The following is a 23,076-nucleotide window of genomic DNA, read 5'->3' on the forward strand; positions in this document are numbered from 1 at the left end:
GCTTGTATCGACAGGAAAAAGACGGGGGGTTAATGCATTGTTAATTGTGCAGGTGAAGGTCCGGCGGATCGCAGAACCTGTGGCGAGGGAGCTTGCTCCCGCTGGCCGATGCGCGCCCGGGCGAAGCAGTCGTTAAACCGAAATACACGGTGTGTCAGAAATCACCGGGTTTCAGGTTTTGGGGCTGCTTCGCAACCCAGCGGGAGCAAGCTCCCTCGCCACAATAGCCCCTCGACAGGGCGTGTTGCTTAATGCGGCGAAGCAACCGTCAGCATCTGCCCCGGTTTAAGCGCCTGGCCAACCCGAGGGTTCCAGCGCTTGAGGTGTTGCATTTCGACATTGAAACGTTTGGCGACCATGTACAGGGAGTCGCCTTGCTTGACCTTGTACTGGGTCTGCTGGGCCTTGTTGGTGATCTTGCCGTTCGTCTTGCTGTTCGCTGCCACCACGGTGTTGACGCGCCCGGACTTGCGCTTGGTGGTGTCCTGCATCACCAGGTTTTGACCGACCTTGAGGTCCTTGCCCGTCAGTTTGTTCCAGCGTTGCAGGTCCTTGATGTCGACCTTGTTGGCCTTGGCGATAGTGCCCAGATTGTCGCCACGTTTGACTCGATAGGCGCGCTTGAGGCTGGCGATTTCGCTGTCGTCTGCACCTTCGAACACCGGTTTGAGCGGTCGCTGACTGATCAGCTCCTCAGGGCGCATGGTCGACAGGCTGGCGGTCAGCAGTTGCGCCTTGGAGGTTGGCACCAGCAGATGCTGGGGGCCATCGACGGTGGTGCGTTGCTTGAAAGCCGGGTTGAGCTGGAACAATTCGTCTTCGTCGATGTTGGCCACCGCGGCAACCTTGGACAGGTCCATGCGCTGGTTAATTTCGACGACCTGGAAGTACGGTTCGTTGGCGATCGGGTTGAGGTTCACGCCATAGGCTTCGGGCGCCAATACCACTTGCGACAGGGCCAGCAACTTGGGCACATAGGCCTGGGTTTCCGCGGGCAGCGGCAGGTTCCAGTAGTCGGTCGGCAGGCCGAGTCGTTCGTTACGCTCGATGGCCCGGCTGACCGTGCCTTCGCCGGCGTTGTAGGCCGCCAGGGCGAGCAGCCAGTCGCCGTTGAACATGTCGTGCAGACGGGTCAGGTAATCCATGGCCGCGGTGGTCGAGGCGGTGATGTCGCGACGGCCATCGTAGAAGCGGGTCTGACGCAGGTTGAAGTAACGCCCGGTGGAAGGAATGAATTGCCAAAGACCCACCGCATCGGCCCGGGAATAGGCCATCGGGTTGTAGGCGCTTTCAATCACCGGCAACAGCGCCAGTTCCAGCGGCATGTTGCGTTCTTCAAGGCGTTCGACGATGTAGTGAATGTAGAGGCTGCCGCGTTCGCCGGCGTTTTCAAGGAAGGACGGGTTACTGGCGAACCACAGGCGCTGTTGCTCGATGCGCGGGTTGACGCCCAGGTTGTCCTGCAACTGGAAGCCCTGGCGCATGCGCTCCCAGACGTCCTGTGGTATTTGCGGTGTGGGTTTTTCGCTGAGCCAGACAGGTTTTTGCTTGGCTCGCGCGGCGATATTCGGGGTGTGTGTCGCTTCGGTCTGCGGCACATGGCTGGAACAGCCCGCCAAAGTGGCGGACACAGCCACCGCGATGGCTTGAGCCAAGCGGGTCAATGCGTCTGAATTGATGGCTTTACGAATAGGTGACGACATTGGCTGGAAGTAAGTTCCGGGCAAAAATGTCGGGCGATTCTAGAAAGCGCACCCCCTGCGGTCAACCATTCAGAATTTTTGTACCATCAAGCAGCCTCCCTAGAACGTGTCTTTCCAAGCGCGAAGAGCCGCAAAAACCGCACTCGGAGCCCGGTTGTCGGGTCCATTCCGTTCGTCCACTTTTTCTTTAACGGATGTTTCGCCGGTACGCAAAAACGGATTGGTGAGCTTTTCCAGTGCCAGTGTCGAAGGCAGCGTCATGATTCCGGCGTCGCGTTGACGGGCGACTTTGGCCAGTCGTGCGAGGGTGTCGGCGTTGCCCGGTTCGACCGCTGCGGCAAACTTCAGATTGCTCAGGGTGTACTCGTGGGTGCAGTAGACCAACGTGTCTTCGGGGAGCGCCGCGAGGCGGCTCAGCGAGTGATGCATTTGCTCGGGCGTGCCTTCGAATAACCGGCCGCAACCGGCAGCGAACAGGGTGTCGCCGCAAAACAAATGGCCTTGGTGATAAAAGGCGATGTGCCCGAGGGTATGGCCCGGCACCTGGATGACGTCGAAGTCCCAGCCCAGCACGCTGATGCGGTCATTGTCCTTGAGCGCCACGTCTCGCGCCGGGATGCTTTCACTGGCCGGGCCGTAGACTGTCGCGTCTGTCGCTTTTTTCAGCCGCTCGACGCCGCCGACATGGTCATGATGGTGATGAGTGATCAGAATATCGCTTAACACCCAGCCCGGGTGCGCCGCGAGCCAGGCGTGTACTGGCGCGGCATCACCCGGATCGACCACGGCGCAGCGCTGGGTGCTGTGGTCTTGCAACAACCAGATGTAGTTGTCGGTGAAGGCGGGCAGGGCACTGATCTGTATCATCGTCGGATTCGCCAAGCGGAAAACATTGGCGCATCTTAGAACTTCCTGGCGCGTTGGAGAATGCAATGACCGATAAAGCGTTCGCTCAGGCCGATCCTGAGTGGCTGACATTGATCAGCGCGGCCCGTGAATGGCTATCCGGGCCCATCGGGCAATTTCTGCTGGACGAAGAACGACGCATGCTCGAAGACGAGTTGGGGCGCTTCTTCGGCGGCTACCTGGTGCATTACGGCCCCTCGGCGCAAACACCGCCGTCGGCACCGCAGGTCCAGCGCAATGTGCGGCTCGGTGCGCCGTTGCCGGGGGTCGAGATCGTTTGTGAAGAGCAGGCCTGGCCGTTGAGCGAGCATGCCGCCGATGTGGTGGTGTTGCAGCACGGGCTGGATTTCTGCCTGTCGCCCCACGGTTTGCTGCGCGAAGCAGCGAGCAGTGTTCGGCCTGGCGGGCATCTGCTGATTGTCGGGATCAACCCCTGGAGCAGTTGGGGCCTGCGTCATGTGTTCGCCCATGACGCCTTGCGCAAGGCCCGCTGCATTTCGCCGTCGCGGGTTGCTGACTGGCTGAACCTGCTGGGCTTCGCGCTGGAGAAACGCCGCTTCGGGTGCTATCGTCCGCCGCTTGCGTCGCCTGCCTGGCAAGCCCGTCTGGCCGGTTGGGAGCGCAAGGCCGGTGACTGGCAATTGTCGGGTGGTGGCTTCTATTTATTGGTCGCGCGCAAGATCGTGGTGGGTCTGCGGCCGGTGCGTCAGGAACGGCGCGAACCGATGGGCAAGCTGATTCCGTTGCCGATGGCCAAGGTCAACCGTCGTCACCTCGAACCGTAATACACATTTTATTTTCCCGGCCGGGTTCGCCCCGGCCTCGGGCATCGTCGGTCACCGATCGGCGAGCCACCGCATTTTCTGGATAGATTGGCATGAGCGATAGCGTAGAACTCTTCACCGATGGCGCCTGTAAGGGCAACCCTGGCCCGGGCGGCTGGGGCGCGTTGCTGGTGTGCAAGGGCGTTGAAAAAGAACTCTGGGGCGGCGAAGCCAACACCACCAACAACCGCATGGAGTTGATGGGCGCGATCCGTGGCCTGGAAGAACTCAAGCGCTCCTGCGACGTGCTGCTGGTGACCGATTCCCAGTACGTGATGAAAGGCATCAACGAGTGGATGGCTAACTGGAAGAAGCGCGGCTGGAAAACCGCGGCGAAAGAACCGGTGAAAAACGCCGATCTGTGGAAACTGCTCGACGAGCAGGTCAACCGCCACAACGTCACCTGGAAATGGGTGCGCGGGCACATCGGCCATCACGGCAACGAACGGGCTGACCAACTGGCCAACCGTGGCGTTGATGAAGTGCGTGGGTACAAACAAGCCTAGACCTTTCACTGATCGTTCCCATGCTCTACGTGGGAATGCAGCCCGGGACGCTCTGCGTCCCATTGGAACGCGGAGCGTCCCTTGAGGCATTCCCACGCAGAGCGTGGGAACGATCAGTGGGAGCGAGCCTGCTCGCGATGGGTGCAACACGGTGTATCTGAAAGACCCCGGCGAGCGTGTTAACATCGCCGCTTTTGCACGATTGACCCGTTGAGAGCTGAGCACTGATGGCCACCAGATCCGTTGTACTCGATACCGAAACCACCGGCATGCCGGTGACCGACGGCCACCGGATTATCGAAATCGGTTGTGTCGAGTTGATCGGTCGGCGCCTGACCGGCCGGCATTTCCACGTTTACCTGCAACCGGATCGCGAGAGTGATGAAGGCGCCATCGGCGTTCACGGCATCACTAACGAATTCCTGGTGGGCAAGCCGCGTTTCACTGAAGTAGCCGATGAGTTTTTCGAGTTCATCAAGGGCGCGCAGCTGATCATCCATAACGCGGCGTTCGACGTTGGCTTCATCAACAACGAATTCGCCCTGATGGGCCATCACGATCGCGCGGACATCACGCAACACTGCTCGATCCTCGACACCCTGATGATGGCCCGGGAACGTCACCCGGGGCAGCGCAATAGCCTTGACGCCTTGTGCAAGCGCTATGGCGTCGACAACTCCGGCCGTGAGCTGCACGGCGCCTTGCTCGACTCCGAGATTCTGGCCGACGTTTACCTGACCATGACCGGTGGTCAGACCAGCCTGTCGCTGGCCGGTAACGCGTCCGATGGCAATGGTTCAGGTGCAGGCGCGGACAACTCCGCCACCGAAATCCGTCGTCTGCCAGCCGATCGTCAGCCGATCCGGATCATCCGTGCCAGTGAAGAAGACCTGGCCCAGCACATTGCGCGCCTTGAAGCCATCGCCAAATCCGCCGGCGCTCCGTCGCTTTGGCAGCAATTGGCTGAGGCCAAGGCCCAGGCGTAAATCGCAGATAAAAAGCGAAAGTGCTTTTGTGGCGAGGGAGCTTGCTCCCGCTGGGTCGCGAAGCGGCCCCTGTGGTCTTCCAGTGACACCGCATCTTGCGACTGCTACGCGGCCGAGCGGGAGCAAGGTCCCTCGCCACGAGAGCTCATCTCTACTTCACATTTTCTCGCTTCAGCATGGTTCGCCCACCGACCCACTTCAGGGCATCCCCCTCGCCACATGGGCTCCAACCCTCTACCCTGAGGTGATTGGCAGGCCACGGTCTGCCGCCTCAGGACACCGAGCCCCATGTATAAAGATTTGAAATTTCCGGTCCTGATCGTCCACCGCGACATCAAGGCCGACACCGTTGCCGGTGATCGTGTACGTGGCATCGCCCGGGAGCTGGAGCAAGAAGGCTTCAGCATCGTCTCGGCAGTCGATTACAACGAAGGGCGTCTGGTCGCCTCGACGCATCACGGCCTCTCTTGCATGTTGATTGCCGCCGAAGATGCCAGCACCCATGCTCATCTTCTGCATAACATGGCCGAGCTGATTCGCTTGGCACGGGTTCGAGCGCCGGACCTGCCGATCTTCGCCTTGGGCGAGCAGGTGACCCTCGAAAATGCCCCGGCCGACGCCATGGCCGAACTCAATCAACTGCGCGGCATTCTTTATTTGTTCGAAGACACTGTGCCTTTCCTCGCCCGTCAGGTCGCCCGCGCGGCGCGCAAATATCTGGACGGCCTGTTGCCGCCGTTTTTCAAGGCGCTGGTGCAGCACACGGCCGACTCCAATTATTCCTGGCATACGCCGGGCCATGGCGGCGGCGTGGCGTATCACAAGAGCCCGGTGGGGCAGGCGTTTCACCAGTTCTTCGGGGAAAACACCCTGCGTTCGGATTTGTCGGTGTCGGTACCGGAACTCGGTTCGCTGCTCGATCACACGGGGCCACTGGCCGAGGCGGAAGCGAGAGCGGCCCGAAATTTCGGCGCCGATCACACCTTTTTCGTGATCAATGGCACCTCGACCGCCAACAAGATCGTCTGGCATTCCATGGTGGCCCGCGATGATCTGGTGCTGGTGGATCGCAACTGCCACAAGTCAGTGTTGCACTCGATCATCATGACCGGCGCGATTCCGCTGTACCTGTGCCCGGAGCGCAATGAACTGGGGATTATCGGCCCGATTCCGTTGAGCGAATTCAGCCGCGAATCGATCCAGGCCAAGATCGACGCCAGCCCGCTGACCCAGGGCCGCGAACCCAAGGTCAAATTGGCGGTGGTGACCAACTCGACCTACGACGGCCTCTGTTACAACGCCGAGCTGATCAAGCAAAGCCTGGGCAACAGCGTCGAGGTGTTGCATTTCGACGAGGCCTGGTACGCCTATGCGGCGTTCCACGAGTTCTTCGCCGGCCGTTACGGCATGGGCACCTCTCGCAGCGAAGACAGTCCGCTGGTGTTCACTACGCACTCCACGCACAAATTGCTGGCGGCGTTCAGTCAGGCGTCGATGATTCATGTTCAGGACGGCGGTGCGCGGCAACTGGATCGCGACCGTTTCAACGAAGCGTTCATGATGCACATCTCGACTTCACCGCAGTACAGCATCATCGCCTCGCTGGATGTAGCCTCGGCGATGATGGAAGGGCCGGCCGGGCGTTCGCTGTTGCAGGAAATGTTCGACGAGGCCCTGAGTTTTCGCCGGGCGCTGGCCAATCTGCGCCAGCATATCGCCGCCGATGACTGGTGGTTCTCCATCTGGCAGCCACCCTCGGCCGAAGGTATCGAGCAGGTGGTCACCGAAGATTGGTTGCTGCAACCCGATGCCGATTGGCACGGCTTTGGCGGCGTGACCGACGACTACGTGCTCCTTGATCCGATCAAGGTCACGTTAGTGATGCCGGGTCTAACGGCGGGCGGTGCCCTGAGCGCGCGCGGGATTCCGGCGGCGGTGGTCAGCAAATTCCTCTGGGAACGTGGGCTGGTCGTGGAAAAGACCGGGCTGTATTCGTTCCTGGTGCTGTTCTCCATGGGCATCACCAAGGGCAAATGGAGCACGTTGCTAACCGAGTTGCTGGAGTTCAAGCGCAGTTATGACGCCAACGTTAGTTTGGCCACCTGCCTGCCATGCGTGGCACAACACAATATTGCCCGTTATCAAGGCATGGGTTTGCGGGATCTGTGTGATCAATTGCACGCCTGTTATCGCAGCAACGCCACGGCCAAACACCTCAAACGCATGTACACCGTACTGCCGGAAGTCGCGATGAAGCCGGCGCACGCCTATGATCAATTGGTACGCGGGGAGGTTGAGGCTGTTTCGATCGATGCTCTGGACGGGCGGATCGCAGCGGTAATGCTGGTGCCATACCCGCCGGGGATCCCGTTGATCATGCCCGGCGAGCGTTTCACCGAGTCGACCCGTTCGATCATCGATTACCTGAAGTTTGCCCGTACGTTCGACAGTAGTTTTCCCGGATTTGTCGCCGATGTGCATGGCTTGCAACACGAAGACGAGGGCAATGGACGGCACTACACCGTCGATTGCATCAAGGAATGAGGACCTTTGCGAGTATGCAACCCGTCATGAATCCCAAATACCCGGGCCTCTCGGTGCGTGTCGCCGATGAGGGGTTTGCGGCTTATATCTGGGGCAGTGATTTCAGTTTTGAAGTCGCCGCCTATGGTGTCGCGCAAATCGGTAAGCCGGTGGCGCAGTGGCCGGTGACGCCAATCACCCCGTATCGCAAGTGTTACGGCATCGATCCCGAAGAATTCAGCAGTTTTCACGATGCCGCTGACAGCGCGATTTTCATGGCCTACCTGGATGACGAGCCGGTGGGGCACCTGGTGGTCAGCACCAACTGGAACGGTTTCGCCCATATCGATGAATTGGCGGTGCATGCACCGGCGCGCCGTCATGGCGTGGCCAAGGCGTTGCTGGACGTGGCGCAGTTCTGGAGCCGCAAGAAAAAACTGCCGGGCATCATGCTGGAAACCCAGAACAACAACCTGGGTGCCTGTCGACTTTATGAGCGCTGCGGTTATACCGTCGGCGGGATCGATCATCTGCGCTACCGCGGGATCGATCCGAACACCGCCGAGGTGGCGCTGTTCTGGTATCGGCTGTTCGATAACCCGCTGGAAAACCCGCTCAGCTCGCCAGCATCGCCACGGCTTGTTCCGTGATGATGTCCAGCAGCGCCTGAACGGCTGAAGAATGCTCGGCGCCCTTCAGGCTCAAGGCATACACGCTGATCGGCACGGCAGGCGCCAACGGGCAGGCATCGAGCCCGGCCGATTTGGCACCGAGGGCGGTGAATGGATCGACAATCGCCAGGCCTTCACCGGCCTCGACCATGCTGCGCATCATTTGATGAGTCTGGACCCGGGTCTGAATGACCGGGGCAGGGCGCAGCGCATGCAGCTTGTTGTCCAGTGCCGGGTTCAATGGATCGTGACCTTCAAGGCCAACCATTGACTGGCCAGCCAAGTCCAGCAGCGAGATGTATTTCTGTTTCGGTTGCAGCCAGCCATGGGGTGCCAGTAGCTGGAGCTTGCCTTGAGCGATGATTTGGCAATGGATATCGGCGTGGTCCGGGTCATGCAGGCTCAGGCCCAAGTCGCTTTCACGCAGCAGCAGGCTTCTGACAATCTCGCGGGTAGGCTGGCTCAGAAGAGTACAAGGTGCGTCGGGGAGGCGTCGGCGCAGGGCCGCGATGCTGTGTGGCAACAGGTGTTGTGCCAACGGCGGGGTGCAGATGATTCGCAGGGGCGGGGCCAAATATTGCTTGAGGCTGCTGGCCAGTCGCTGCACCGGTTCGAGGGCTTCATAGACATGGGCGATCTCGACCTGCAACTCCCGCGCCTCGCGCGTGGCTTGCAGGCGACCACGCACGCTGGCAAACAGCATGAACCCCAACTGATCTTCGGCATCACGCAGGGTGCGTTCTACCTCGGCCACCGGCAGCTGCAGCCATTCGGCGGCGGTGCCCAGGTGACCGGTCTGCAGGAGCGCCTGGATCACTTCGATATGACGTAAACGCATGCGTGAAGTCCATGTTCAGCAGGTGAGGAAGTCAGTCACTGAATCCTAACTCAAGTGCACGCCTATGACTTCTGCTCATAACAGTGGGTTATGAGGCTACGTTCGTTTCAGGTTCGCGAATAAGGGTGACGCCTGATTGCACCAGCAAAAACTCGTTATCGTCGAGTTTGTTGACCCGGTCGCCAATAGCCAGCTTATAGGTGGTGACGGGCGCAGAGCCGGCGAGGCCGTCGTGCGAAGGGGTTGAGTCCTGGAACTCATGCACTGAATAAACGCGGCCTTCCGCGTCTCTTGCATGGAACTGACCGACGAGTACTGCTGCCATCTGCTTAGAACCTCTGGAGATAAATCACTCAATTTGCGGCTCTGTAGACCGTGGTTGGGCGAGGTAAGTTTTCCTACAGGAAAAAAATAGTCAGGGGCGGCGATTTTCCGTCGCCCGCTGGTTGAATCGTCATTTGAAATCTATAACTAGAGCTCTTTCCATCGGACAGTCGAGAATTCTCTATGAGCAACGTCTACGAGATCGCCGTTCTGGTCGGCAGCCTGAGAAAAGCGTCGATCAACCGCAAAGTCGCACTGGCGCTGGCCGAGTTGGCGCCTGCCAATCTGAAGCTGACCATCGTCGAAATCGGCGATTTGCCGCTTTACAACGAAGACATCGATGGCGAGTCACCGCCGGCAGCCTACAGCACTTTCCGACAACAAGTGAGTTCATCCGACGCGGTGCTGTTTGTGACCCCGGAATACAACCGCTCTGTACCGGCGCCGTTGAAGAATGCGATCGACGTGGGTTCGCGCCCCTACGGCAAGAGCGCCTGGAACGGCAAGCCGGGGGCGGTGATCAGCGCTTCACCGGGCGCCGTCGGTGGGTTTGGGGCCAACCACAATATTCGCCAGTCCATGGTGTTTCTCAATGTGCCATGCATGCAGCAACCGGAAGCCTATCTGGGTGGCGCCGGTTCAGCGTTCGACGAGGCAGGCAAGTTGTCGGAGTCGCTCAAGCCGTTCTTGCAGAAATTCATCGATGCGTATGCGCAGTGGGTTGAGCAGCATAAAAAGCCATGACCGTCCCCATCTAGACCGTATTGGGCCTATTCGCGGGCAAACCCGCGATATAGGCCTGCCCAGACGCTAAAAGACTCAACCATTACCCGGCACATTCGGCCAAAGATCGGACACCAGAAACAGCCGCTCGGCTTCTTCCCAATCCCCGTTCGTACGTTCTGTCAGCCGCACCATCAATTGCGCCGGTGCCAGCGGGTCCAGATCGCTCAGCCATGCATTCAGCTGCTCAGCGTTCCAGGTCTGCTCCTCGGGATAGTGTGCCGGTGCCAGCCAGGCATGGCGGGGCAGGGGTTGCCAGCGACCGAACGGGCGCTGCACGACAAAGTTCGCCCAGTCCTTCTGATGCAGCCAGCTACCGCGCAGATGCTGAGGGTGCGCGCCGCTCGGTGATTCGGACTGTCCCGGCCACGGATAAAGCAGATAGCCGCCCAGCCACAGATGCGCACTGAACTGCTGGATATCCAGCGACGCCAGCACTGCACGGCTTTCCGCCCGCGCGGAAATCGGTAATTGATGCTGGCTCAGGTGCTTCAGTTTACGGTCGAGCCGATCATGACAACCCGGTCCGAGCCACTGCGCGGTGTCATGGCCGTCACCGTTCTGTGGCCCAAGGTAGAGCTTGATCGCCAATTCCAGGTGATGCACACCATCGCGATCACGCAGCAGCATGTCCAGTTCACCCAAGGTGTGGCCTTCGCGGCGGATCGGCAGGTTGGCGGCAATCAGTTCGATGCCCGGCGCGTGCCGCACGGCGTATTGCCACAGCCGCTCGTAGTACAGACCCAGCCGCCGGGTCCTGGCCTGAGCCAGCCAGTGCAGCAAATCGTAGCTGTCGCGATCCAGTTGCCTGAGCCAGTGTTCCAGGCGCTCCGGTGCCTGCACCCAGTCGCTGCCGGCCAGCGGATGACGCTGTGGCCACGGGGTGACACCGAGCATCGGCGGCGCGAGGATGACCCAAGCCAGGTCGCGCACTTCAGGGTGGCGCAACTGGTGGGGTAACTGGAGCAAATCTGGAAATAGGATCATCTTGCGAGCATAGCCCGAAACGCGAGCGCACCGTCGTGGCTGAAAGGGTTTTGTCTACGCCGCGCTTTCGCCCATAATCGTGTTTTTCGCCGTCGCAGGCCCTCCGCGTCCCAATAGGAGCCCCATGGAGCAATTTCGTAATATCGGCATCATCGGTCGCCTTGGCAGTTCTCAGGTGCTGGATACCGTCCGCCGACTGAAACGGTTTCTGCTCGATCGTCACCTGCACGTGATCCTCGAAGACACCATCGCCGAAGTCCTGCCGGGGCATGGCCTGCAAACTTCGTCGCGCAAGATGCTCGGTGAAGTGTGTGACATGGTGATTGTGGTCGGTGGTGACGGCAGCCTGCTGGGCGCCGCTCGTGCCTTGGCCAAGCACAATATTCCGGTGCTCGGCATCAACCGTGGCAGCCTGGGGTTCCTGACCGATATTCGTCCCGATGAGCTGGAGGTCAAAGTTGCCGAAGTGCTTGACGGCCACTACCTGGTGGAAAACCGCTTCCTGCTGCAAGCCGAAGTCCGTCGCCACGCCGAGGCCATTGGCCAGGGCGATGCGCTGAACGATGTAGTGCTGCACCCCGGCAAATCGACGCGGATGATCGAGTTCGAGTTGTACATCGACGGCCAGTTCGTCTGCAGCCAGAAGGCCGACGGCCTGATCGTCGCCACACCGACCGGTTCGACTGCCTACGCACTGTCGGCGGGTGGCCCGATCATGCATCCCAAGCTCGACGCTATTGTGATTGTGCCGATGTACCCCCATACCTTGTCGGGTAGGCCGATCGTGGTCGATGGCAACAGTGAGCTGAAAATCGTCGTGTCAAAAGATATGCAGATTTACCCGCAAGTCTCCTGTGACGGGCAGAATCACTTCACCTGCGCGCCCGGTGACACCATCACCATCAGCAAAAAAGCGCAGAAGCTGCGGCTGATTCATCCGCTCGATCACAACTACTATGAAGTCTGCCGGACCAAGCTTGGCTGGGGCAGCAAGTTGGGCGGTGGAGGCGACTGATGCTCGATCCCGCGCGTAGCTACGACCTGATCGGTGACGTGCACGGTTGCGCTCTGACCCTTGAGCACTTGCTCGACCGGCTCGGTTACCACAAACAGGCGGGTGTCTGGCGGCATCCGTCGCGCATGGCGGTGTTCCTCGGCGACATCATCGACCGCGGCCCACGGATTCGCGAAGCGCTGCACATCGTCCACGACATGGTCGAAGCCGGTCAGGCGCTGTGCATCATGGGCAATCATGAATTCAACGCCCTGGGCTGGAGCACGCCGGCACCGCCGGGCAGCGGCAAGCAATTTGTGCGTGAACATACGCCGCGCCACGCGCGCCTGCTTCAGGAAACCCTGGCCCAGTTCGAAGATCATCCCGCTGAATGGCGTGACTTCCTGCAATGGTTCTACAAGCTGCCATTGTTCGTCGATGCAGGGCGCTTCCGGGTGGTGCATGCCTGCTGGGACGCCGGCCTGATCGAGCCGTTGCGCGGGTTGTTCCCCGACGGCTGCATTGATGAGCACTTCCTTCAGGCCTCCGCGGTGCCGGGCAGTTTTGCCAGCACCGTATTCGATCGCCTGTTGCGCGGCACCGACATGCGCTTGCCCCACGGGTTGACCATGACCAGTGGCGATGGCCTGACGCGCTCGTTTTTCCGCACCAAGTTCTGGGAAGACGACCCGCAAACCTACGGAGACATCGTGTTCCAGCCCGACGCCTTGCCTGAGCCGGTGGCCCGCACGCCACTGTCGTCCACCGAAAAAGACAACCTGCTGCGTTACGGCATCGATGAGCCGCTATTATTTGTCGGCCACTATTGGCGCAGCGGCAAGCCGGCGCCGATCCGTCCGAACCTGGCGTGTCTGGATTACAGCGCAGTGCTCTACGGCAAACTGGTTGCTTATCGTCTGGACCAGGAAACCCGTCTCGACCCGCATAAATTTGTCTGGGTCGATGTCGAGCGGCCGGAGGTGTTGCAATGACGGCCGTTGCGGTATTGCGTCTGCCTCTGGCGGTGGATTTGAGTGGGTTCGTCAAATTGCTGCGGCGCATGCAAGTGCCCCATCGGGTCAGCGAAGAGGCGGGCGAACAGGTGCTGTGGGTACCGGCCGACATCAGCGAAGACGTGCGCTCATTGTACGAACGCTTTCCGGCGGGCGACCCGGATCAGCAACTGGATATCCCGATCGCGCAGTCGCGGCAGCGTCCGGGCTTCGTCGAGCAGGTGCGCCACAGCAAGGCCACGGCGTTGGTGCTGTTGCTGAGCCTGATCGTCGCCATGGTGACGCTGCTGGGCGAGAACCTCGAGACGATGCGCTGGCTGACCTTCCTCGATTTCCGTGTGGTCGGCGAGTACATCCATTTCACGCCACTGGCCGACAGCCTGGCGGCGGGGCAGTGGTGGCGTCTGGTGACGCCGATGCTGATCCACTTCGGCATCCTGCACCTGGCCATGAACGGCATGTGGTACTGGGAACTGGGGCGGCGCATCGAGTCGCGTCAGGGCAGCATCAACCTGATCGGCCTGACGTTGCTGTTCAGCCTGGTGTCCAACTATGCCCAGTTCCTTTTCAGCGGCCCGAGCCTGTTTGGTGGGTTATCCGGCGTGCTGTATGGCCTGCTCGGGCATTGTTGGATTTTCCAGATTCTGTCGCCGAACCCGGCTTATCGCCTGCCCCGAGGGGTGCTGGTGATGATGCTGGTGTGGTTGCTGGTGTGCCTGTCGGGGCTGGTTTCGATGATCGGCTTCGGTCAGATTGCCAACGCGGCCCACGTCAGCGGGTTACTCATCGGATGCTTCACCGGTTTGTTGGGCGGTTTGTACAACCGCCGTAAACTGACTTCCAAATAAGTTATGTGAATTAAAGAGCGCGGAGCCCTTGATGTCCTCTTTTAACGAAATGATCAAAAACATCACCCCGGATATCTACCAGAGCCTGAAACTGGCGGTGGAAATCGGCAAATGGTCCGACGGCGGCAAACTCACCGCCGAGCAGCGCGAACTGTCCCTGCAAGCGATGATCGCCTGGGAAATTCAGAACCTGCCCGAGGAAGAGCGCACCGGCTACATGGGCCCGCAGGGATGCGAGTCGAAGTCGATCGAAGTGCCGAACATTCTGTTCAAATCGGATGCCATCCATTGATCGAGATTGGCCGCGGTGCAATCAGCAAAATGTCGGCGCGCCTTGACGGGCCGAACGTTCAGTACGCTTTTCGTCTGGGCGACGCCGAGGTACCGGTCAATCCGTTGATCGGCACCACGGTGCGCCTGGAATACCTGGGGGCGATCCACTGCACCCATTGCGGACGCAAGACCAAAACCAGTTTCAGCCAGGGTTACTGCTACCCGTGCATGACCAAACTGGCCCAGTGCGACATTTGCATCATGAGCCCGGAACGTTGCCACTACGACGCCGGCACCTGCCGCGAGCCTGCGTGGGGCGAAAAATTCTGCATGACCGATCACGTGGTGTACCTGGCCAATTCGTCAGGGGTGAAGGTCGGAATTACTCGCGCCACACAGCTGCCGACCCGCTGGCTCGATCAGGGCGCCAGCCAGGCTCTGCCGATCATGCGCGTCGCGACCCGCCAGCAGTCGGGCTTCGTCGAAGACCTGTTCCGCAGCCAGGTCGCCGACAAAACCAACTGGCGTGCTTTACTCAAGGGCGATGCGGTGTCGGTGGATCTGGTGCAGGTTCGCGATCAGCTGTTCGACAGCTGCGCCGAAGGCCTGCAAACATTGCAGGAACGATTTGGCCTGCAAGCAATCCAGACCATTACCGATGTCGAACCGCTCGAGATCCGCTATCCGGTCGAGCAATACCCGGCCAAGATTGTCAGCTTCAACCTGGACAAGAACCCGATTGCCGAAGGCACGCTGCTGGGGATCAAGGGCCAATACCTGATTTTCGACACCGGCGTGATCAATATTCGTAAATACACGGCCTACCAGCTCGCCGTGCATCAGTAAGGATTCCAGTATGCGCACCGAACAACCGAAGATGATCTACCTGAAGGACTATCAGGCGCCTGAGTACCTGATCGACGAGACGCACCTGACCTTCGAGTTGTTCGAGGACCACAGCCTGGTCCATGCGCAACTGGTGATGCGCCGCAATCCTGAACGTGGCCCGGGCCTGCCGCCGCTGGTGCTGGACGGCCAGCAACTCGAACTGCTGTCGGTAACATTGGCCGACCGCGAGCTGAGCGCCGCCGACTATCAACTGACCGAGAACCACCTGACCCTGCAACCGACCGCCATAAGCTTCACGGTCGACACCAGCGTCCGGATCCACCCGGAAACCAACACCGCCCTGGAAGGTCTGTACAAATCCGGTACCATGTTCTGCACCCAGTGTGAAGCCGAAGGTTTCCGCAAGATCACCTATTACCTCGACCGCCCGGACGTGATGAGCACGTTCACCACCACGGTGGTCGCCGAGCAGCACAGTTATCCGGTGCTGCTATCCAACGGCAACCCGATTGCCTCAGGTCCGGGCGAAGACGGCCGGCACTGGGCGACGTGGGAAGACCCGTTCAAGAAGCCTGCCTACTTGTTCGCGCTGGTGGCCGGTGACCTGTGGTGCGTCGAAGACACCTTCACCACCATGACCGAGCGCTCCGTGGCGCTGCGCATCTATGTCGAGCCGGAAAACATCGACAAGTGCCAGCACGCCATGAACAGCCTGAAGAAGTCCATGCGTTGGGACGAAGAGGTTTACGGTCGCGAGTACGACCTGGACATCTTCATGATCGTCGCGGTCAACGACTTCAACATGGGCGCCATGGAGAACAAGGGCCTCAACATCTTCAACTCCAGCGCCGTGCTGGCCCGCGCCGAAACCGCTACCGACGCCGCGCACCAGCGTGTGGAGGCGATCGTTGCCCACGAGTACTTCCACAACTGGTCGGGCAACCGCGTGACCTGCCGCGACTGGTTTCAGTTGTCGCTGAAGGAAGGCTTCACCGTGTTCCGCGATTCCGGCTTCTCCGCCGACATGAACTCGGCCACGGTCAAACGCATCCAGGACGTTGCTTACCTGCGCACCCACCAGTTCGCCGAAGACGCCGGCCCGATGGCCCACGCCGTGCGCCCGGACAGCTTCATCGAGATTTCCAACTTCTACACCCTGACTGTGTACGAAAAGGGTTCGGAAGTGGTCGGCATGATCCACACCTTGCTTGGCGCCGAAGGCTTCCGCAAAGGCAGCGACCTGTACTTCGAACGCCATGACGGCCAGGCGGTGACCTGCGACGACTTTATCAAGGCCATGGAAGACGCCAACGGCGTTGACCTGACCCAATTCAAACGCTGGTACAGCCAGGCCGGCACACCACGTTTGGCGGTGAGCGAGTCCTACGACGCCGCAGCGAAAACCTACAGCCTGACCTTCCGCCAGAGCTGCCCGGAAACCCCGGACAAGGTGGAAAAACTGCCGTTCGTGATTCCGGTGGAACTGGGTCTGCTGGACAGTAAGGGCGGCGAAATTGCCCTGCGTCTTGTCGGTGAAGCCAGTGCTCAAGGCACTTCGCGGGTTATTTCGGTGACTGAAGCCGAGCAGACCTTCACCTTCATCGACATTGCTGAAAAGCCGCTGCCTTCGTTGCTGCGCGGCTTCTCGGCGCCAGTGAAACTGAGCTTCCCGTACGACCGCGATCAGCTGATGTTCCTGATGCAGCACGACAGCGACGGTTTCAACCGCTGGGATGCCGGTCAGCAATTGTCAGTGCAGGTGCTGCAAGAGTTGATCGAACAGCAACAGAAGGGTGAAGCGCTGGTGCTGGATCAGCGTTTGGTTGCAGCGCTGCGTACCGTGCTGTCCGACGAGACGCTGGATCAAGCGATGGTGGCCGAAATGCTTTCGTTGCCGGGCGAGGCGTATCTGACCGAGATCAGTGAAGTGGCTGACGTAGACGCCATTCACACGGCCCGTGAGTTTGCCCGTAAGCAATTGGCTGAAGGTTTGTTCGAGGCATTGTGGCTGCGTTATCAGGCCAATCGCGATCTCTCGAAGAAAACGCCGTATGTGGCCGAAGCCGAGCATTTCGCCCGCCGCGCGCTGCAAAACATTGCGCTGTCGTACCTGATGCTCAGCGGCAAGCCGGAGGTGTTGGCGGCAACCCTTGAACAGTTCGACACCAGCGACAACATGACCGAGCGTCTGACGGCGTTGGCGGTGGTGGTCAATTCGCCGTTCGAAGAGCAGAAAGCCACGGCGTTGGCGACCTTCGCCGAACATTTCAAGGACAATCCGCTGGTCATGGATCAGTGGTTCAGCGTTCAGGCCGGCAGCACGTTGCCGGGTGGTCTGGAACGGGTCAAAGCCTTGATGCAACACCCAGCGTTCACGATCAAGAACCCGAACAAGGTGCGTGCCCTGATCGGCGCGTTTGCCGGGCAGAACTTGATCAACTTCCATGCGGCGGATGGTTCCGGGTATCGGTTCCTGGCGGATCTGGTGATCGAGCTGAACGGGTTTAACCCGCAGATCGCCTCTCGCCAACTGGCTCCGCTGACTCGGTGGCGCAAGTACGACGAGGCTCGTCAGGCGTTGATGAAAGGCGAACTGGAGCGGATTCGCGCTTCGGGGCAACTGTCCAGCGATGTGTTTGAAGTGGTCAGCAAAAGCCTGGCCTGAGTTTGGCCTTGCTCCTTCAGGGTTCACTTTTTTGGACCCTGTGGGAGTGGGCTTGCTCGCGAAGGCGGCCTGATAGCTGACCGGGATTTTTGATGGTGTACATATCCATTCCTGCGGTAACGGCGGCTTATGGTTTCGCCCTTACGGCGAGTCCCTTTTGTCAAACGCCACAAAAGGAACCAAAAAGTCTCGCCCCAAGCGTACGGCCCCTCGCTGAGGCTCGGCGTTCCTTCGCTCCGGTATCCATCTGGGGGCATCGCCCTACGGTCTGCTTCGCTACGATCTACATGCGATGGGTTCGACTGCGTCGAACGGCGCTGCGCGCCAATCCCCAGATGAACACCTCCACTCAGCCTCCCGAAGGGGCGGGTAGATCAAGATCAAAAGCCAAAGCCAGAGCCAGAGCAAAATCAAAAGATCGCAGCCTTCGGCAGCTCCGGGAAAAGTGCGTACGCGCTTCCAACCAGGCCGGCCGGTAGGTCGCCTCGCTTTGGCTTTTGCGGTGCACGCCCCCTCGAGAGGCCGAGTGGAGGTTCTGCGCAGTGGGCAACCCGGCATGGATGCCGGGTTAGCCGCCCCGGCCATGGATGGCCGATGGCGGCGGGCCCACGGAGCAGGACCGGAGCGAGGGCATGCCGAGCCTGGGCGAGGCACCGAACGACAGGGGCAAAAGCGCTTTGGTTACTTTGGCGCTTTTCCAAAGTGACCCGCCGTAAGGGCGGAACCGTTAGCCGTCGTTACCGCAGAAACGGATATGTACACCAAACCCAAACCCAAACCCAAACCACCCCTCCGAATACCTCCTCATTCACCCACAACCCATATCCCCCAGTTAACAAAACATAACGAGGCGTCGATTGTCAGACCTTTCCAAACCCCGATAGGATAAGCCAGCTTCCGAAGGGGGCTCTGGATTGCGGGTTTCAGGACTATGCTCCTGAATAGGTCAATCTCGATGAGCACCCCTAACGGCGCCCTGAAGGGTTAAACGACCTAACAATAATAATGTGGGGGAAGGTCTATGAGTGAGCCTGTCATGGGTGTGAGTATTGGCCGCCCGCCGGCATTACGCAGGTTCGCGTTGCTGGCTACAGCGCTCTCGCTGTTGGGCTGTACCGTGCTGTCGGCGCCTGCGCTGGCTGCTGCCGCGTCGGCCGCCGATGTGGTTTATTCCGTTGAATCCGCCAAGGCCAGCAAAGGCCTGATGCTCGATGTCGTACACGCCGGCAAACGCCTGGTGGCGGTCGGCGATCGCGGGCACATTCTATATTCCGATGACCAGGGCGCGACCTGGACCCAGGCCAAGGTACCGACCCGGCAACTGCTGACGGCGGTGTTTTTTGTCGATGACAAACACGGCTGGGCCGTTGGCCATGACGCGCAGATCCTCGCCAGCGAAGACGGTGGCATCACCTGGACCAAACAATTCGAAGACCTGACACGCGAATCGCCGCTGCTCGACGTCTGGTTCAAGGACGTTAACAGCGGCTTTGCCGTGGGCGCTTATGGTGCCTTGCTGGAAACCACCGACGGCGGTAAAAACTGGGAAGACGCCAGTGATCGCCTGGGCAACGAAGACCAGTACCACCTCAACGCTATTGCCGCGGTCAAGGATTCCGGCATTTTCATTGTCGGCGAACAGGGCAGCATGTTCCGCTCCGCCGATGATGGGCAGACCTGGGAAAAGCTTGAGGGCCCCTACGAAGGCTCGCTGTTCGGTGTGATCGGCACTGCGCAATCGGCCACGCTGCTGGCCTATGGGTTGCGCGGCAATCTCTACCGTTCCACGGATTTCGGTAGCACTTGGGAACAGGTCGAACTCAAGGCTGCACGCGGTGCACTGGAGTTCGGTCTGTCCGGCGCCACACTGCTCGACGACGGTTCCATCGTGATCGTCGGCAACGGCGGCAGCATCATTCGCAGCAGCGACGACGGCGAAACCTTCAGCGTGTTCAATCGCCCGGATCGCATTTCCGTTTCGGCGGTGACGGCGGCAGGCAACGGCAATCTGATTCTGGCAGGACAGGGCGGCGTTCGCGTCACTTCGCCCACCGGCGCAGAGAATGGAAAAAACGGGTCGTCCAAATGAGCCGGGCAAATAATAAGAAGGCGGGTCTATGACATCCTTAAGCACTCCTCATCAGGACAAGGCGACGTTTCTTGAGCGCCTGATTTTCAACAACCGACCGGCAGTCATCGTCATCTGCCTGTTGGTCAGTGTTTTCCTGTTCTGGCAGGCAACATTGATCCGGCCGTCGACCAGTTTCGAAAAAATGATCCCGCTCGAGCATCCGTTCATTGAAAAAATGATGGAGCACCGCAACGATTTGGCGAACCTGGGCAACACGGTGCGGATTTCCGTGGAAGCCACTGACGGCGACATCTTCTCCAAGGAATACATGGAGACCCTGCGTCAGATCAATGACGAGGTGTTCTACATCTCCGGCGTCGACCGTTCCGGCCTCAAGTCGCTGTGGAGCCCGAGCGTGCGCTGGACTGAAGTGACGGAGGAGGGCTTCGCCGGGGGTGAAGTGATTCCCCAGAGCTATAACGGCTCCCAGCAAAGCCTCGACCTGCTGCGCAACAACGTGCTCAAGTCCGGGCAAATCGGGCGGCTGGTGGCCAACGACTTCAAGTCGAGCATCGTCGACATCCCGCTGCTGGAGTCCTACCCGGACCCGCAGGATCAGGGCAAGTTGCTGGCGCTGGACTACCGCCAGTTTTCTCACGAACTCGAAGACAAGATCCGCAACAAGTTCGAAGCCCAGAACCCCAACGTGAAGATCCACATTGTCGGGTTCGCCAAGAAAGTCGGCGACCTGATTGATGGCCTGGTCATGGTGGTGATGTTCTTCGGCGTCGCCTTCGTCATCACCCTGATCCTGCTGTACTGGTTCACTAACTGCATGCGCAGTACCGTGGCGGTGTTGAGCACGACGCTGGTGGCGGTGGTCTGGCAGTTGGGCCTGATGCATTTCTTCGGCTTCGGGCTTGATCCGTATTCGATGCTGGTGCCGTTTCTGATCTTCGCCATCGGGATTTCCCACGGCGTGCAGAAAATCAACGGTATCGCCTTGCAGTCCAGCGAGGCGGAGAACGCGCTGACCGCGGCACGCCGCACTTTCCGTCAGCTGTTTCTGCCAGGGATGATCGCGATCCTCGCGGATGCAGTGGGCTTTATCACGCTGTTGATCATCGACATTGGCGTGATTCGTGAACTGGCCATCGGCGCGTCCATCGGCGTGGCGGTGATCGTGTTCACCAACCTGATCCTGCTGCCGGTGGCGATTTCCTACGTCGGTATCAGCAAACGCGCCGTCGAACGCAGCAAGAAAGACGCGCACCGCGAACATCCGTTCTGGCGCCTGCTGTCGAATTTTGCCAGCCCCAAAGTCGCCCCGATTTCCATTGCCCTGGCCCTGATCGCTTTCGGTGGCGGTCTCTGGTACAGCCAGAACCTGAAAATCGGCGACCTCGACCAAGGCGCGCCGGAACTGCGTCCGGACTCGCGTTACAACAAGGACAACAGCTTCATCATCAACAACTACTCCACCAGTTCCGACGTGCTGGTGGTGATGGTCAAGACCAAGTCCGAAGGTTGCTCGCGCTACGAAGCCATGGCACCGATCGACGAGCTGATGTGGAAAATGCAGAACACCGAGGGCGTGCAGTCGGCGATCTCGCTGGTGACCGTGTCCAAGCAGATGATCAAGGGCATGAACGAGGGCAACTTGAAATGGGAAACCCTGTCGCGCAACCCGGACGTGCTGAACAACTCCATTGCCCGTGCCGATGGCCTGTACAACAACAATTGCTCCCTGGCGCCGGTGCTGGTGTTCCTCAACGACCACAAGGCCGAAACCCTGGACCGCGCCGTGCATGCGGTGCAGGACTTCGCCAAAGAGAACAACAAGGAAGGCCTGGAATTCATCCTCGCCGCCGGTAATGCCGGGATCGAAGCGGCCACCAACGAGGTGATCAAACGCTCCGAACTGACCATTTTGGTGTTGGTATACATCTGCGTCGCGACCATGTGCATGATCACCTTCCGATCCTGGGCGGCGACCTTGTGCATCGTGCTGCCGCTGGTGCTGACCTCGGTGCTCGGCAACGCGCTGATGGCGTTCATGGGCATCGGCGTGAAAGTGGCGACTTTGCCGGTGGTGGCGCTCGGGGTGGGGATTGGCGTGGACTATGGGATCTACATCTACAGCCGACTGGAAAGCTTCTTGCGTGCCGGCCTGCCGCTGCAAGAGGCGTACTATCAGACGCTGAAGTCCACCGGTAAAGCCGTGCTGTTCACCGGTCTGTGCCTGGCGATCGGCGTGTGTACCTGGATCTTCTCGGCGATCAAGTTCCAGGCCGACATGGGCCTGATGCTGACCTTCATGCTGCTCTGGAACATGTTCGGCGCGTTGTGGCTGCTTCCAGCGTTGGCGCGGTTCCTGATCAAGCCGGAGAAACTGGCGGGGCAGAAGGGCAATTCGCTGTTCGCTCACTAACCGGTCGCTGAAGCAAAAAAGCCGCAATCTTGGTTGCGGCTTTTTTATTCGTGATGAAGATCAAAAGATCGCAGGCTTCGGCAGCTCCTACAGGGACCGCGTGCACTGTTGGGTGTACTCGATCGCTGCGATCTTTTGACTTTGCTCTAGGACAAATCAGTACCCAGCACCACATTCAGCGCACTGCGCGCATCATCCAGCTGCACCAGCGTCGCATGCCGCGCGCCCAGCGCATCACGATTTTCGATAGCGGTCAGGATCGCCTTGTGCCGTGGCATCGCCAATTCATGCAGATTCGGTCGTTGGTTGGAATGCTTCAAGGCTTCGGCAATCGCCACCGACAGCATGTTGCACAGGTTTGCCAGCAAGTCGTTATGCGTCGCGTCGGCGATGCGGCTGTGGAAATCCAGGTCCGGTTGCAACAAGGCTTCAGGCGTCGGTGCCGCTTCCATGCGCTGATAGGCTTCACCGATGGAGGCGATGTCTTCATCCGTTGCGAATTGCGCGGCCAATGCGGCGGCGGCGGGTTCGATGATGCTGCGCACGCTGGTCAGTAGATCAAAGAATTCATTTTGCGGGCTGCTTTGCATCAGCCAATGCAGCACGTCCGGGTCGAGCATGTGCCATTCCTTGCGCTGCTTGACCACCGTGCCGACCCGCGGACGGGAATACACCAGGCCCTTGGCGACCAATACGCGAGTGGCTTCGCGCAGCACCGGCCGGCTGACCGCGTATTCCTCGCACAGCAGGGCTTCGGCGGGCAGTTTGTCGTCCGGTTTGAACCGTCCCGAGACGATCTGCATGCCCAGTTCCTGGACGATGCGCGAATGCATGCTTTTGCGGTCGGAGGGTTTGCGGTAATCCATGGGGAACGGCGCGAT

At 59.8% G+C, this 23,076-nt stretch carries 20 protein-coding genes; 14 read left to right on the forward strand and 6 right to left on the reverse strand.

Going from position 1 to position 23,076, the window contains the following annotated elements; genetic code table 11:
* Positions 1-248: 248 nt before the first annotated feature.
* Together LOY56_RS11640 and gloB are read right to left on the reverse strand one after the other, a co-directional pair.
* A complete protein-coding gene (locus tag LOY56_RS11640) occupies positions 249-1,703 on the reverse strand; it encodes a transglycosylase SLT domain-containing protein (protein ID WP_258621906.1) in 1,455 nt (484 codons plus the stop codon).
* 99 nt (positions 1,704-1,802) lie between these two features.
* On the reverse strand, positions 1,803-2,570 hold the full coding sequence (gene gloB, locus LOY56_RS11645) for a hydroxyacylglutathione hydrolase (protein WP_258621908.1): 768 nt from the start codon (positions 2,568-2,570) through the stop codon (positions 1,803-1,805).
* 65 nt (positions 2,571-2,635) lie between these two features.
* On the opposite strand from gloB, the gene LOY56_RS11650 reads away from it, so the two are divergent.
* The 5 genes from LOY56_RS11650 to LOY56_RS11670 all read left to right on the forward strand — a co-directional run bounded on the left by LOY56_RS11650 (position 2,636) and on the right by LOY56_RS11670 (position 8,098).
* Positions 2,636-3,394, forward strand: a complete 759-nt coding sequence (locus LOY56_RS11650; RefSeq protein WP_008074391.1) for a methyltransferase domain-containing protein — start codon at positions 2,636-2,638, stop codon at positions 3,392-3,394.
* 92 nt (positions 3,395-3,486) lie between these two features.
* Positions 3,487-3,939, forward strand: coding sequence for a ribonuclease HI (gene rnhA / locus LOY56_RS11655; RefSeq protein ID WP_003180633.1), 453 nt, complete (start codon positions 3,487-3,489; stop codon positions 3,937-3,939).
* A 227-nt stretch (positions 3,940-4,166) separates the two neighbouring features.
* Positions 4,167-4,925: a DNA polymerase III subunit epsilon gene (gene dnaQ, locus LOY56_RS11660; protein WP_258621910.1), complete on the forward strand. Its 759-nt coding sequence runs from the start codon at positions 4,167-4,169 to the stop codon at positions 4,923-4,925.
* Between the two features lie 288 nt (positions 4,926-5,213).
* A complete protein-coding gene (locus tag LOY56_RS11665) occupies positions 5,214-7,469 on the forward strand; it encodes an Orn/Lys/Arg decarboxylase N-terminal domain-containing protein (protein WP_258621911.1) in 2,256 nt (751 codons plus the stop codon).
* A gap of 14 nt (positions 7,470-7,483) precedes the next feature.
* Positions 7,484-8,098 (forward strand): GNAT family N-acetyltransferase, encoded by a 615-nt coding sequence (locus LOY56_RS11670; protein WP_258621913.1) that lies wholly within the window; start codon positions 7,484-7,486, stop codon positions 8,096-8,098.
* On the opposite strand, the gene LOY56_RS11675 is transcribed toward LOY56_RS11670, so the two are convergent.
* Complete coding sequence (locus tag LOY56_RS11675; protein WP_258621915.1) at positions 8,064-8,957, reverse strand: LysR substrate-binding domain-containing protein; 894 nt, start codon at positions 8,955-8,957, stop codon at positions 8,064-8,066. The two genes, LOY56_RS11670 and LOY56_RS11675, sit on opposite strands and share 35 nt — an antisense overlap.
* Before the next feature lie 88 nt (positions 8,958-9,045).
* On the reverse strand, positions 9,046-9,282 hold the full coding sequence (locus tag LOY56_RS11680) for a hypothetical protein (protein ID WP_258621917.1): 237 nt from the start codon (positions 9,280-9,282) through the stop codon (positions 9,046-9,048).
* A gap of 182 nt (positions 9,283-9,464) precedes the next feature.
* On the opposite strand from LOY56_RS11680, the gene LOY56_RS11685 reads away from it, so the two are divergent.
* Entirely contained in the window at positions 9,465-10,025 is a 561-nt protein-coding gene (locus LOY56_RS11685) for an NADPH-dependent FMN reductase (RefSeq protein WP_258621919.1), read from the forward strand.
* Between the two features lie 75 nt (positions 10,026-10,100).
* Here LOY56_RS11685 and LOY56_RS11690 read toward each other — a convergent pair whose 3' ends face one another.
* Positions 10,101-11,051 (reverse strand): DUF1853 family protein, encoded by a 951-nt coding sequence (locus LOY56_RS11690; protein WP_258621921.1) that lies wholly within the window; start codon positions 11,049-11,051, stop codon positions 10,101-10,103.
* Positions 11,052-11,175: 124 nt separating this feature from the next.
* Here LOY56_RS11690 and LOY56_RS11695 point away from each other — a divergent pair, with 124 nt between their 5' ends.
* The 8 genes from LOY56_RS11695 to LOY56_RS11730 all read left to right on the forward strand — a co-directional run bounded on the left by LOY56_RS11695 (position 11,176) and on the right by LOY56_RS11730 (position 22,195).
* Entirely contained in the window at positions 11,176-12,066 is an 891-nt protein-coding gene (locus tag LOY56_RS11695; RefSeq protein WP_030130396.1) for an NAD(+) kinase, read from the forward strand.
* A complete protein-coding gene (locus LOY56_RS11700; protein WP_258622614.1) occupies positions 12,063-13,037 on the forward strand; it encodes a metallophosphoesterase in 975 nt (324 codons plus the stop codon). Before LOY56_RS11695 ends, LOY56_RS11700 begins: the two co-directional genes overlap by 4 nt.
* A complete protein-coding gene (locus LOY56_RS11705; RefSeq protein ID WP_258621922.1) occupies positions 13,034-13,906 on the forward strand; it encodes a rhomboid family intramembrane serine protease in 873 nt (290 codons plus the stop codon). Before LOY56_RS11700 ends, LOY56_RS11705 begins: the two co-directional genes overlap by 4 nt.
* A gap of 31 nt (positions 13,907-13,937) precedes the next feature.
* Positions 13,938-14,198, forward strand: coding sequence for a YeaC family protein (locus LOY56_RS11710; RefSeq protein ID WP_258621924.1), 261 nt, complete (start codon positions 13,938-13,940; stop codon positions 14,196-14,198).
* Positions 14,195-15,025, forward strand: a complete 831-nt coding sequence (locus tag LOY56_RS11715; protein ID WP_258621925.1) for a DUF2797 domain-containing protein — start codon at positions 14,195-14,197, stop codon at positions 15,023-15,025. Before LOY56_RS11710 ends, LOY56_RS11715 begins: the two co-directional genes overlap by 4 nt.
* A 10-nt stretch (positions 15,026-15,035) precedes the next feature.
* Positions 15,036-17,693: an aminopeptidase N gene (gene pepN, locus LOY56_RS11720; RefSeq protein ID WP_258621927.1), complete on the forward strand. Its 2,658-nt coding sequence runs from the start codon at positions 15,036-15,038 to the stop codon at positions 17,691-17,693.
* 1,021 nt (positions 17,694-18,714) lie between these two features.
* A complete protein-coding gene (locus tag LOY56_RS11725; protein ID WP_258621928.1) occupies positions 18,715-19,782 on the forward strand; it encodes a YCF48-related protein in 1,068 nt (355 codons plus the stop codon).
* 28 nt (positions 19,783-19,810) lie between these two features.
* Positions 19,811-22,195 (forward strand): RND family transporter, encoded by a 2,385-nt coding sequence (locus LOY56_RS11730; protein WP_258621932.1) that lies wholly within the window; start codon positions 19,811-19,813, stop codon positions 22,193-22,195.
* Positions 22,196-22,341: 146 nt separating this feature from the next.
* On the opposite strand, the gene LOY56_RS11735 is transcribed toward LOY56_RS11730, so the two are convergent.
* Positions 22,342-23,061 carry a FadR/GntR family transcriptional regulator gene (locus LOY56_RS11735; protein ID WP_038984087.1) on the reverse strand — a complete coding sequence of 240 codons (720 nt, stop codon included), beginning with the start codon at positions 23,059-23,061 and terminating at the stop codon, positions 22,342-22,344.
* Positions 23,062-23,076: the final 15 nt, after the last annotated feature.

The organism is Pseudomonas sp. B21-048, from assembly GCF_024748615.1.
In the GTDB taxonomy this organism is placed as follows: domain Bacteria; phylum Pseudomonadota; class Gammaproteobacteria; order Pseudomonadales; family Pseudomonadaceae; genus Aquipseudomonas.